The sequence below is a fragment of the Roseofilum sp. Guam genome, from assembly GCF_017746735.1.
Lineage (GTDB): Bacteria > Cyanobacteriota > Cyanobacteriia > Cyanobacteriales > Desertifilaceae > Roseofilum > Roseofilum reptotaenium.
Genome location: NZ_JAGHZN010000050.1, coordinates 26,704 through 38,916 on the forward strand (window position 1 = coordinate 26,704; position 12,213 = coordinate 38,916).

Below are 12,213 nucleotides of genomic sequence, written 5' to 3' on the forward strand. Positions count from 1 at the left end.
CTGCATGGAAGGTTAAGAAATGTGTCGCCGTTAATATAACTGGGAGGACACACGGGAGATCCCGATGCTGCAGTTGTGGAGTGGACAGAAGGATGGGGTTGAGTCTGGGCCGTTTTAATGGTTAATGGGCTATCACGTCTTCTAAATCTTCGAGTAACCCTTGCTGGGCTTCTCCTTCTACAGAAAAATGTTGGCTCAGTAAGTTGAGAACTTGGGCTTCTTCTGGAGTCACAACTCCATCGAGTTTTGCCATTTTTTGACATTGCATCATTAAAGATAAGGCAAAATCGGGGGTGATTTGGGGCAGTAATTCTTCCAGAGGAGGAGGGTTATGGATATTCTGGCGAATGGCTTCTAAGGAAGTAGGAGCAAGATACATGGGTTCTAATTCGGGAAGCAAAGCTTCCCAGGTTTTATCCGGATTTCCCGCCAGAATCATATGGACTAAAATCTGATCCATAATCGTTTCTTGGGTAATGGCGGCTTCGAGATAGTGCTGGCTTTCTTCTTGTAGGGTTTCTAAGGTTGCTTCCATGACTATTGGACTGGATTTAGCTTCGTAAAACCGACAGGCGGCATAGCCCAAAGCATACAGTAGGGCGGCGTTGGCACTGGCACTAATGACTGCACCGGCTAATGGTACAGATTTGAACACGCCTAACCCAGCTTTAACAGCATATTGTCCACCGAACTTAATGGCTTGAGCGCCCCCTAATGCTAGTCCAAAAACGGCTAAAACTTCTCCTTTACGCTCTGGTGCTTCGGGTTCAAAGCCGTAAGCATAGGCAATCTGATACACCATTTCCGCTTGTAAGGCGGTAGTGGCGGCTAAATCAACAGCTAATAAGGCTAAACTTAAACCGGGAATACTCGTGGCGACTCCCGTTGCACCCACTAATAGGGCTTTGTCAATCATCACTTTGTGACTAATTTGATCGGGGGTGTAATCGGGCAATTGTTGCTGAAGTTGCAGAATTGATTCTTTGGTTTTAACGACATCAACCGTGTCGATCGCTTCTAACATCCAATCCGTTTTCAGGGCTTGGGTGAGGGGTTCAATCCAGGGATTTTCTTCCATGCATTTGAGCAGGTTATTCAGACGATCGGGAGTTTGAAGGACACTATTACCCACATTTTCCGCCATCTCTAGGCTGGTTTTGGCGATCGCCCCTCCAGTTTCCCCAGCCGCATGACTCACCTTTCCCGTCACTTCACCCACAGCTTGAGTTACACTATTTCCGGTTGCCATCGCTTTATTGGCGATCGCCCCGGTTGCTTGGATAATCGCACTGCCAGCACTCTCTCCAGCTTTACCCATTGCTCCAGTCACAGTATTGCCCGCATTTCCGGCTAAGGTACTCACTGCTTGCGTAGCTTTTCCCATGGCTTCCGTTGCACCTGTAGCTGCATCGGCTACTTTTCCAAATAGGGAACCCCAACCGAATCTTTTCTCTGGTTCTGAGACTGGCGAGATCTCCGTTTCTGGTGCAGGAACAATGGCTGTTTCTGGAATAAGCTGAAGGGTTTGCTCCCAGATCGGCCTTGTTTCGCTCGTTTTTTTGCCCACGATAGTGACGGGTTGAATGGAGTTAACCCCCAGTTGCAGAAAAAACTTCTCTAAAATCTCCACTAACTTAGCTTGAGGCGGCCCATTTAAGGATTCTACACTTACCCATAAGCCTTAGGGTTCACTTATTACCAGCGCGGTAAACCCCTTGGGATTGAGATTACGGTTGAGGATTTCGGCGATCGCTCCTACTTTCCCCTGTTGCGCTGCTGCTAAAGGCTCCGTTTCCTCCTCTGTCGGCAACTTTAACACCTGTTGCCATTCTGGAAGTTCTTCCTCCGCCTCCTTCCCATAGACCTTAATTTGGCTCACCGAGCAGATCTCTAGTTTTTTAAAGAATTTGGTCAAAACCTTGACGAAAACAGCTTGAGGCGGGACTGGAGTGCCTTCCAGGACTAAATTCAATGTCTCACCCTTGCAGGTGACTTTTGTATTAATGCCTTTCGGTTGCAATTGCCGATTGAGGATTAAGGCGATCGCATCCGGGTTACCTTGTTTGGCGAGTTCAACCACACGGGTTTGTACAGAGCTACTCATAGGGCAGGCCCTCCCTTTAAGGTGCAGCATATTAAACCCAACGCTCTCAGAACGTAGAATTTAATCATTGATTCTGGATAATTACTCTCAAATTATACACTACTGCCACTCCCATATCCTCATCTTCCCCATTCTCCCCATTTCCCCATCTCCCGATCGCCAGTACAATAAAGAAATAAGCTTGTCAACTTTTTCAAAATCGTTCCCATGAATAGTGCCTTCCTGAACCGTCTACACAGTCCAGAACGTCCCGTCATCGTGTTTGATGGCGCGATGGGAACCAATCTCCAAGTCCAAAACTTAACCGCAGATGACTTTGGAGGCCCAGAATATGAAGGATGTAATGAATATTTAATCAAAACTAAGCCAGAGGCGATCGCCAAAGTTCACCGTGATTTCCTCAGTGCTGGATGTGATGTGATTGAAACCGATACCTTTGGAGCAGCCTCCATTGTCCTCGCTGAATATGATTTAGCCGACCAAGCCTACGAACTCAATAAAGCCGCCGCAGAACTGGCGAAAAGCATCACGGCCGAATTTTCTACCCCAGACAAACCCCGGTTTGTGGCTGGTTCCATGGGGCCGACAACCAAATTACCCACCTTGGGACATATTGATTTTGATACCTTAGAAGCCGCCTTTATCGAACAAGCCGAAGGATTATATGATGGGGATGTAGACCTCTTTATTATTGAAACTTGTCAAGACGTTCTACAAATAAAAGCCGCATTAAATGCCGTAGAAACTGTTTTTGAACGCAAAGGAGAACGCCGCCCAATCATGGTTTCCATCACCATGGAAGTCATGGGAACCATGTTAGTTGGTTCCGAAATTGGCGCAGCTTTAACTATTCTTGAACCCTACAATATTGATATCTTAGGCTTAAACTGCGCCACCGGTCCCGATCGCATGGCCGATCATATTAAATATCTCTGCGAGCATTCCCCTTTCATCGTTTCCTGTATTCCCAACGCCGGACTCCCGGAAAATGTTGGCGGTCATGCCCATTATAAACTCACCCCCATGGAGTTACGCATGGCTCTCAATCGGTTTGTTGAAGATTGGGGTGTGCAAGTGATTGGCGGATGTTGTGGAACTCGTCCCGATCATATTCAACAATTAGCAGAAATTGGCGCTACCCTGAAACCCAAAGAACGCAATCCCGTATTTGAACCCTCAGCCGCTTCCATTTATAGTCCCCAACCCTACGAGCAAGATAATTCCTTCCTCATTGTCGGCGAGAGACTCAACGCCAGTGGCTCCAAAAAATGCCGTACCCTGCTCAATAATGAAGACTGGGATGGCTTGGTTTCTTTAGGTAAAGCCCAAGTCAAAGAAGGGGCCCATATTTTAGATGTAAACGTCGATTATGTGGGTCGAGATGGGGTGCGCGATATGAACGAACTCGCCTCCCGTTTGGTCAACAATAATACCCTGCCGTTAATGTTAGATTCCACGGAGTGGGAAAAAATGGAAGCGGGGTTAAAAGTGGCTGGCGGAAAATGTATCCTCAATTCGACCAACTACGAAGATGGAGAACCCCGATTTTTGAAAGTCTTAGAACTGGCGAAAAAATATGGCGCTGGTGTGGTTGTGGGAACCATTGATGAGGATGGCATGGCGCGAACGGCGGATAAGAAGTTTGAAATCGCAAAACGGGCTTATAATCAAGCCGTTGAGTATGGAATCCCTGCTCACGAAATATTCTTTGACACTCTAGCGCTACCGGTTTCCACCGGGATTGAAGAAGACCGAGAGAACGGAAAAGCAACCATAGAATCCATTCGCCGGATTCGAGCAGAATTACCAGGATGTCATATTTTACTTGGTGTTTCCAATATCTCCTTCGGCTTAAACGCCGCCTCCCGGATTGTCCTCAACTCTATGTTCTTGCATGAAGCCATGCAAGTCGGATTAGATAGCGCTATTGTCAGCGCCAGCAAGATTTTACCCCTGGCGAAAATTGAACCGGAACATCAAGAAGTTTGCCGCAAACTCATCTACGACCAACGGGAATTTGATGGCGACATTTGCACCTACGATCCCCTGGCTGAACTGACCAAAATGTTTGCCGGGAAAAAGGCGAAGCGCGATCGCTCCGTGGATGAAAATCTGCCTATTGAAGAGCGCCTGAAAAACCATATCATCGACGGCGAGCGTATTGGTTTGGAAGATTCCTTGAAAAAGGCTTTAGAACAGTATCCGCCCCTAGAAATTATCAACGTCTTTCTGCTCGATGGCATGAAAGTCGTTGGGGATTTGTTCGGTTCAGGACAGATGCAACTTCCCTTTGTGTTGCAATCAGCAGAAACTATGAAATCGGCGGTAGCTTTTCTGGAACCGCTCATGGAAACATCAGAATCGGGAAATAGTTCCAAAGGAATCTTTGTGATTGCCACGGTGAAAGGGGATGTCCATGATATTGGGAAGAATTTGGTGGATATTATTCTGTCCAATAACGGCTACAAAGTTGTTAACTTGGGCATTAAACAGCCCGTCGATAACATTATTGATGCCTATCGCGAGCATAACGCCGACTGTATTGCCATGAGTGGCTTGCTCGTGAAATCGACGGCGTTTATGAAAGATAATTTGGAGGTGTTTAACGAGCAAGGAATTACGGTTCCTGTGATTTTGGGGGGAGCTGCTCTAACGCCCAAGTTTGTCTATCAAGATTGCCAAAATGCCTATAAAGGTCAAGTGATTTACGGAAAAGATGCCTTTTCTGACTTGACGTTTATGGACAAGTTGATGCCAGCGAAAGCGGAAAATAATTGGGATGATTCCCAAGGCTTTTTGGATGAAGAGGGCAATGGCAATGGCAATCGCTATGCAGTAGAGGAAACGGGAGAAGAAACGGCAGCACCATCAGAACCCTCAGAACCAGAGGTGATTGATACCCGACGTTCGGAAGCCGTGGACATTGATATTCCCCGTCCGACTCCTCCTTTCTGGGGGAATCAGATTTTGCAACCGGAAGATATTCCTTTAGAAGAGGTCTTTTGGTATTTGGATTTGCAAGCCTTGTTTGTGGGACAATGGCAGTTCCGAAAACCGAAGGATAAGTCCCGCGAAGAATACGATGAGTTCTTGCAAGAGAAAGTCTATCCCATCTTAGACGAGTGGAAAGAGAAGATTCTCAACGAAAATATCTTGAAGCCCCAAGCGCTTTATGGCTATTTTCCTGCTCAGTCGGAAGGCAATACGGTGTTTGTCTATGATGCCGAGGAAATGAATGGGGGAATGGCGAAAACGGTGAAATACACTTTTGAGTTTCCCCGGCAAAAACGCTCCCGTCGCTTGTGTATTGCCGATTTCTTTGCACCGAAGGAGAGCGGGGTGATGGATGTGTTCCCGATGCACGCGGTAACGGTGGGAGAAGTGGCGACGGAATATGCGCAGAAGTTGTTTGCCGGCGATCGCTATTCCGATTATCTTTATTTCCATGGTATGGCGGTGCAAACTGCCGAAGCAATGGCAGAATGGTTGCACGCCAAAATTCGCCGCGAATTAGGCTTTGGGGATGAAGAACCGGATAATGTGCGCGATATGTTCAAACAGCGCTATCACGGTTCCCGCTATAGTTTCGGCTATCCTGCTTGTCCGAATATGGAAGACCAGTATAAGCAATTGGAACTGCTGGGGAGCGATCGCATTAATATGTATATGGACGAGAGCGAGCAAATCTATCCCGAACAATCGACAAGCGCCATTATCACCCACCATCCAATTTCTAAATACTTTAGCCCATAAGCACCTTTGACATCTTCCCCTCTCTTGAACACACAGGGAGGGGATTTAAGAAACCGGGTTTCTGCCATAGCTTTTCCTGCTTATCCAACATTTGAAGAAACCGGGTTTGTGCCATAACTTTTCCTGCTTATCCAACATTTGAAGAAACCGGGTTTCTAGTCTCTGGAAAATTGATAAGCTAAAATAGCGATCGATCCATCAATCTAGCTCAACCCATGTCCACTTACCAAGAAATACTTCATCAGGCTCAATCCTTGAGTCGAGATGAACAAGAGCATCTCTTACAAGACCTAGCTCACCTTGTTGAGCAAAGGGCAACTATGTCAGAACAAAACGAGAGTGAAAATTCGCCTTCCCTAAACTTAAAGCGATGGCAGGGTTTTCTGCCGAAACAGGTCGATGCCCTAGAGTTTCAAGTTAAAATCAGGCAAGAATGGGATGATTAATCAATACCTTCTGGATACTAATATTCTGATTTATTACTTTAATAATCAGCTAACACTGCCTAAAACTAGACTAATCGATTCAAAGAAATGATGATATCATCCAATTCTACCCTACCCCCTTTAAACTCTTTACCCGCTTCCCTACCGCTAGAGGGAGCAGTCCGAATTGAGTTACAATCTGGAATTCCTATTTTTCGAGCGTCAGGAAATGTACAATCTCGGATTGAGAGTCTGTTAGATAAACACAAGCTTGAAGGTCTAACTGAGTTAGAGGAACAAGAGTTAGATGCTTATGAAGAAGTGGATGATTATTTGAGCTTTGTGAATCGCACCATTCGCAATCTTGCGTTTTCTTCTAGTCCTCAATCTTAAAAACTTTATCATGTCTCGTCCTTGGATTTCTGAACAGACACAAGCGGAAGTCAGACAACGGGCTAAAGGCTTGTGTGAATACTGTCATGCTTCAGAACAGTGGCAATATGTTCAGTTTACAATCGATCATGTTATTCCCCTTGCTGAAGGTGGTTCTAATGACCTGAATAACTTGGCTCTAGCCTGTTTTCACTGCAACCGTCGGAAGGGTCGCTCTCAAGCTGCGATCGATCCTCAATCGGGGGAAAGTGTTGCATTATATAATCCAAGGTGTAATGGGTGGCGGGAACATTTCCGTTGGTCGGACGATTGTTTACAACTTATTGGTATGACTCCCACGGGACGAGCGACTATTGAAGCATTAGCCTTGAATCGAGAACGAATTTTAGGTATTCGAGCAGCAGATTATGAAATTGGGCGACATCCACCACCAGAAGATATTAGCCCTATTCACCCAAATTAACATGCGATCGCCTGAAATGGATGCATAGACAATACAGCAAAGTCACCAGCAACCATCCACAGACAGAGCAACAAACCGAAGAATTGACGGGAGGAGGGGGTAAGAGATGAACTGGAATTTCAATCTGTTGATTAACTTGGGGTTCGACAAAATTTGTATAGGCATTTTCTAAAGCTTCCCGTTGTTTGACTTTCTCAGTGGCAGAGAGATAAATCTCAAAAGGCAGTTTATTTTCTGGTAGACTCTCCATCTTTTCCTCCGTTAAAAATTAGGTAAAATCAAGGGTTTAGGGTTCTTGGTTTCACCATAGGAAAGAAAAAATAGATATAAAATTAGCAATAAATAGAAACAAATAGAAGGTTTTCTATTTTCCTTTGTGATCTTCGTGTCTTCGTGGTGGAAATGAACCACAGAGACACAAAGGACATAGAGAGAGTAAAATGAAGAGAGAGTTGAGCGAGGCGAGTCTATGAGCGACAAGTCCCAACAGCAGGAGTTTTTAGAAGAGTTGGCTACTGAGTACAAGCTTTATGGAGATACGCGGACGGCGTTTCTGGGTCGTTTCGCGACTGAGAATGCGGATAAGCTTAATAAGAACTTGGGACTGATTTGGCAAAAAAAGCCCGAAAATCCAGAACAGAAAATCCAAGATGAGTTAAAGAAGATTTATCCAGTCTTTCGGGAACATGGCTGTGATATTCCAGAAACGAAGCGAGGTCGATATCCGAAAGGCGAAAGTCCTTGGGAACTGGCTTACCAGTGGTTATGGGAAGTGAAATTTACAGAGTGGAAAGAGGGACAAACTCAGATAGAGCAACCGTCGGAAGTTCTAAACCGTTGCATTTTAGGACTGAGGGGAAACTATCAGGACGCGCAAGACCAACTCAAGGAAATTGCCCAAACTCTGCAAAACCTGCTCAAGGATAAAAGCCTCTCTATTGCCAAAGTTGAGGAAGGAAGTATTCTCCTGATTTTGGAGAGTTCCCAAACCGGGTATGAGCAATTGAAACGGTTGATTGGTGAGAAGATTGGGGATTTTGAGGTGGAATATGCCATTGATGAATGGCAAGATGTCTGTCGTCGGATGTTAATTGACCGGAAAAAGTTAACCAGCAATACGGTTTTAGGTCAGGTTTATGGGAATCGCAACTTAATTGATGAGGATTTATTTGTTGATTTGGCCCTGGTGAAACCGAAACGGAGTCAGAACGAAAAATACGGCCAAGATATTGACCCAGCAAGGGGTTCGGACTTGTTCGCTCGGCAAGAAGAAACAGTAGAGAAACGGTTTGCTTACCGAGAGTTTCTTGATGAAATTATTGGCAAACGCACGGAGAAACAGATTGCCATTATTGGAGAACCGGGGGCAGGGAAAACGACGTTACTTCAGAAATTAGCTTTTTGGTTATTACAACAAACCGATGATTTAGTGATTTGGGTTGACTTGGCAGAATTGGGCAGTCAACCTTTGGGAGAGTATTTAGAGGAAAAATGGCTCAAAGAGGCATTAGGCAAGTCCAGAGAGGAAATTAAAGCCGACTGGGAGCAGAAATTTAAGGGGGGTGCAGTCTGGTTACTGTTGGATGGCTTGGATGAGATGAGCCAGACAGACCAACAGGCTTTGAAATTCCGAGGTTGGGTGACGGATGCTCGGATAATTGTTACCTGTCGCTTGAATTTGTGGCAAGCGAACCCCAGCCAGTTACAGGGATTTCAAACCTATCTCACCCAACCGTTTCAGGACGAACAAGTGCAGGAGTTTATCCGCAGGTGGTTTCCGGGGTTGGTTGAGTCAGGAGAAGCTGTCCAGTTGGCAGAATCTTTGTGGTCAGAATTGCAAGCTGCGGGGAAGGAACGGATTAAGGATTTATGCCGCAATCCCCTGCGGTTAACCTTGTTATGTGCGACTTGGAAGGTGGAGGATGCGCTACCGGAAACGATGGCGGAGTTGTATGCGGGTTTTGTGGAGGCGATGTATGCGTGGAAGAAAAAAGCATTTACTGTCGAAAAAGAGGAAAAAAAACATTTAAATGCAGCTTTGGGAGCATTGGCGAAGGCATCCCTAGAGGCGGAAACCAGCCGATTTCGGTTAACTCATCGGTTGGTGTGTAAATATTTTGGAGAACTCGACGAGGATTCCTTGGTATTACGGTTGGGTTGGTTGAATGAGGTGGGGGTGGCGGCGGAAAATCCCCGCGAAAAGGTTTATGGGTTTTATCATGCGACGTTTCAGGAGTATTTTGCGGCGTTGGTGGTGGAGAATTGGGATTATTTTTTACCGAAGAATCATGTTGACTGTCCGGTGAAGAGGAAGCGGTATCGGATTTTTGAACCCCAGTGGAAGCAGGTGATTTTGTTGTGGTTGGGGCGTGAGGATGTTAGGGATGAGGAGAAGGAGGCATTTGTTCAGAAATTGGTTGAGTTTGATGATGGTTGTGGAGAGTGGAATTTTGAGGAAGTAGATAGAGGATTTTATGAATATCGTGCATACTTTCTAGCGGCTGCTGTAATTAATGAATTTAAGGCTTGTTCTGTGGCTGCTCAGATTGTCAGGCAGGTTGTACAGTGGAGAGCATGTTATCTTTTTGATAAACAGAAATTCCACTTATTTCTCTATCCGATTCAACATGAAGCGACCAAGACTATAACAGAAACAATTCGACAACTTGTTATTGAAGAAACTTTGGCAATTATTCGACATTGCAAAGATCGCAATACACTTTGTTTGGCTGCTATAAGTTTAGGCGATATCGCAGGAGAAAATCAGCACACCCTCGATGCTTTAGTTGAGTGTATCGAAAATCCTAGAGATATAATTAACATTTGGGATGCAGCTAAAAGTCTAGAAAAAATCGCAAAAAGGAATCCACAAGCTATCGATACTTTAATCCAAATCATCGAAAATACTGACAATGAAAATACCGAGAGACGGATGACAGAGATTTTAGAGAAAATTGACCCAGGAAATTCTAGGGTTATTGCTGATTTTGTCAAAGTTCTTAAAGATACTGAAGATGAAGATATTTGCAGACAGTCGGCTGAGAGTTTAGGGAAACTCAACCCTGGAAATCCACAAGCTATTGATGCTTTAATCAAAGCTATCGAAAATACTGACAATGAAAATACTCGTAGGCAGGCGGCTGAGAGTTTAGGCAATATTGATCCAGGAAATTCCAGGGCAATTGCTGGTTTAGTAAAAGTTATAAAAAATGCAAAGTATCAAGAGCTTCGTAGACAAGCGGCGGAGAGTTTAGGTATTCTTGATCCAGGGAATCGACAAGCGATGACTGCTTTAGTCGAAGTTATCGAAAACACTAAAAATGAAAATACCTGTAGGCGAGCTTTGGAGAGCTTAGAAAAAATCGGCCAAAGAAATCATGAAGTTATCGCTTGTTTGCTTGAAATTATCGAAAATACGAAGAATGAATTGATTCAGTTGCAGGCTACTAAGACTTTAGGGACAATCGACTCAGACAATTCTCAAGTAATTAAGAGTTTAGTCAATATTATTGACAACACTAAAGATGAAAATATGTGTTTGGAAGCTACTTATAGTTTACAGGAAATTGATCCAGGAAATTCTAAAGTGATTAAGAGTTTGTCTATATGATTGAAAACACTGAAGATGAAAAGATATGTTTGCGGGCTATTGAGAGTTTCGAGAAAATTAAAGCAAGAAATTTAAAAGTTGTCGCTTGCTTGCTTCAACTTATAGAAAATACTAAGGGTAAATTTATTCAGTGGCAGGCTGCTAAGACTTTAGGAAAAATAGACCCAGGTAATTATCAAGCAATCAAGAGTTTAGTCAAACGTATTAAAAATACTCAGAATGGATTTACCTGTGCAGTCGTAGCTGATAGTTTGGGGGAAATTGGACATGGAAATCCGGAAGCTATTGCTGCTTTGGTCAATATTATCGCAACTACTGAGGATTACAATACCCAGAGCCGAGCAGTTGAGAGTTTAGAAAAAATCCTTGCCACACCTCCACAATATGCAGGAGTTGTCTCGGCCTTAAAAAATAACCTCAGCTATGAAGTGTACCCAAACAAGCTCTACGAACTCATCTGGCACTGTGCCGAAAATCTCCCCTATCCCCAATTTTATCAAGCATGGCACAATCCCCCCACCACCCCCCATCCCGAAGTCACGGAACAAACCCCCCATAGCGGCGAACAAACTTTCGCCTCTCCCTTCACCCGCGAATCCCTGCAACACCTGCCCCTTTATTGCCTCAACGCCGACATTCTCGCCGACGAAACAGATACCAGCGAAATCGCCTCAACCCTCTGCCAACTCATCTGGGACGAAGCCTTCCCTGATGAAGACTATCCCCCAGCCGTCACCACAGCCAGCCAACTGCGCCAACACCTGAAACAACTGAAACTGCGCCAAAATCTCCCCAAACTCGCCATCCTCATCACCGATTGCCCTCCCAGAGATGAACTCATCGCCTTTTGCCGCAAGCTGACCAACATTGTTGCTGTAGCCTGGTTAACTGACGAATCCCTCGAAGCGCCGTTAAAAGGCTTTCCTCCGAATCAACAGAACCTGATATCAGCCATTGAAACCTGGTTAGAGGAGATTTAAGAAACCGGGTTTCTGCCATAACTTTTCCTGCTTATCCAAGATTTGAAGAAACCCGGTTTCTAGTTCGCTAAAAAGTAACAAGCTACAATAGGGAAATAACGTTAATACTTTGAGTTCGATGAATTGACTTTTGAGGTTTTTCATTGGTGATAAATTCCGTTGCTCCAACTGAGACTGCCGCCGCAATATGCAAAGCATCCATCGCCCCTAGTCCAAATTGGCTAGATTCTCGATAGGCTTGTTCAATGATAGTGTTGATATCGTTCGCCCAGTAAGTGACTGCATCAAAAAAAGTTTCATAAAATTTTATCTCGCTAATTTGTTGATGATAAATGGCTTTTGGCAAAACCTCTAATTTCAGAAAAATACTAGAAGCAAATTCTCGCTGGTCATCCTCTAATATTTGTAAAGCGAGTTCAGCCATTTCATTCTCAGCACGAGCCGCATAAATTAACACTCCAGCATCAACAAACGTTCGGATCATA

General features: G+C 44.7%; 8 protein-coding genes and 1 pseudogene. 5 read left to right on the top strand and 4 right to left on the bottom strand.

Features of this window, described 5'->3' with window-relative positions:
- Positions 1 to 121 precede the first annotated feature (121 nt).
- Both J7529_RS18680 and J7529_RS18685 read right to left on the bottom strand, forming a co-directional pair.
- Entirely contained in the window at positions 122 to 1,630 is a 1,509-nt protein-coding gene (locus J7529_RS18680) for an EcsC family protein (RefSeq protein WP_318730225.1), read from the bottom strand.
- Positions 1,631 to 1,681: 51 nt separating this feature from the next.
- Positions 1,682 to 2,104 (bottom strand): hypothetical protein, encoded by a 423-nt coding sequence (locus J7529_RS18685; protein ID WP_318730226.1) that lies wholly within the window; start codon positions 2,102 to 2,104, stop codon positions 1,682 to 1,684.
- Between the two features lie 207 nt (positions 2,105 to 2,311).
- Here J7529_RS18685 and metH point away from each other — a divergent pair, with 207 nt between their 5' ends.
- The 4 genes from metH (at position 2,312) to J7529_RS18705 (ending at position 7,138) form a co-directional block, all read left to right on the top strand.
- Positions 2,312 to 5,857 carry a methionine synthase gene (gene metH / locus J7529_RS18690; RefSeq protein WP_318730227.1) on the top strand — a complete coding sequence of 1,182 codons (3,546 nt, stop codon included), beginning with the start codon at positions 2,312 to 2,314 and terminating at the stop codon, positions 5,855 to 5,857.
- A gap of 215 nt (positions 5,858 to 6,072) precedes the next feature.
- Positions 6,073 to 6,303 (top strand): hypothetical protein, encoded by a 231-nt coding sequence (locus tag J7529_RS18695; RefSeq protein ID WP_318730228.1) that lies wholly within the window; start codon positions 6,073 to 6,075, stop codon positions 6,301 to 6,303.
- A gap of 87 nt (positions 6,304 to 6,390) precedes the next feature.
- Positions 6,391 to 6,675: a hypothetical protein gene (locus tag J7529_RS18700; RefSeq protein WP_318730229.1), complete on the top strand. Its 285-nt coding sequence runs from the start codon at positions 6,391 to 6,393 to the stop codon at positions 6,673 to 6,675.
- 10 nt (positions 6,676 to 6,685) lie between these two features.
- A complete protein-coding gene (locus tag J7529_RS18705; RefSeq protein WP_318730230.1) occupies positions 6,686 to 7,138 on the top strand; it encodes an HNH endonuclease signature motif containing protein in 453 nt (150 codons plus the stop codon).
- On the opposite strand, the gene J7529_RS18710 is transcribed toward J7529_RS18705, so the two are convergent.
- Positions 7,122 to 7,388, bottom strand: coding sequence for a hypothetical protein (locus J7529_RS18710; RefSeq protein ID WP_318730231.1), 267 nt, complete (start codon positions 7,386 to 7,388; stop codon positions 7,122 to 7,124). The two genes, J7529_RS18705 and J7529_RS18710, sit on opposite strands and share 17 nt — an antisense overlap.
- 576 nt (positions 7,389 to 7,964) lie before the next feature.
- On the opposite strand from J7529_RS18710, the pseudogene J7529_RS18715 reads away from it, so the two are divergent.
- A pseudogene (locus J7529_RS18715) lies at positions 7,965 to 11,728 on the top strand (HEAT repeat domain-containing protein); the annotation flags it as partial.
- 82 nt (positions 11,729 to 11,810) lie between these two features.
- Here J7529_RS18715 and J7529_RS18725 read toward each other — a convergent pair.
- On the bottom strand, positions 11,811 to 12,212 hold the full coding sequence (locus tag J7529_RS18725; RefSeq protein ID WP_318730234.1) for a type II toxin-antitoxin system VapC family toxin: 402 nt from the start codon (positions 12,210 to 12,212) through the stop codon (positions 11,811 to 11,813).
- Between the last annotated feature and the right edge of the window lies 1 nt (position 12,213).

What these genes read in the sequence shown, in the direction of transcription:
- J7529_RS18710 (WP_318730231.1), bottom strand. Translation starts at nt 7,388, where the DNA reads ATGGAGAGTCTACCAGAAAATAAACTGCCTTTTGAGATTTATCTCTCT.
- J7529_RS18685 (WP_318730226.1), bottom strand. Translation starts at nt 2,104, where the DNA reads ATGAGTAGCTCTGTACAAACCCGTGTGGTTGAACTCGCCAAACAAGGT.
- J7529_RS18695 (WP_318730228.1), top strand. Translation starts at nt 6,073, where the DNA reads ATGTCCACTTACCAAGAAATACTTCATCAGGCTCAATCCTTGAGTCGA.
- metH (WP_318730227.1), top strand. Translation starts at nt 2,312, where the DNA reads ATGAATAGTGCCTTCCTGAACCGTCTACACAGTCCAGAACGTCCCGTC.
- J7529_RS18700 (WP_318730229.1), top strand. Translation starts at nt 6,391, where the DNA reads ATGATGATATCATCCAATTCTACCCTACCCCCTTTAAACTCTTTACCC.
- J7529_RS18705 (WP_318730230.1), top strand. Translation starts at nt 6,686, where the DNA reads ATGTCTCGTCCTTGGATTTCTGAACAGACACAAGCGGAAGTCAGACAA.
- J7529_RS18725 (WP_318730234.1), bottom strand. Translation starts at nt 12,212, where the DNA reads ATGATCCGAACGTTTGTTGATGCTGGAGTGTTAATTTATGCGGCTCGT.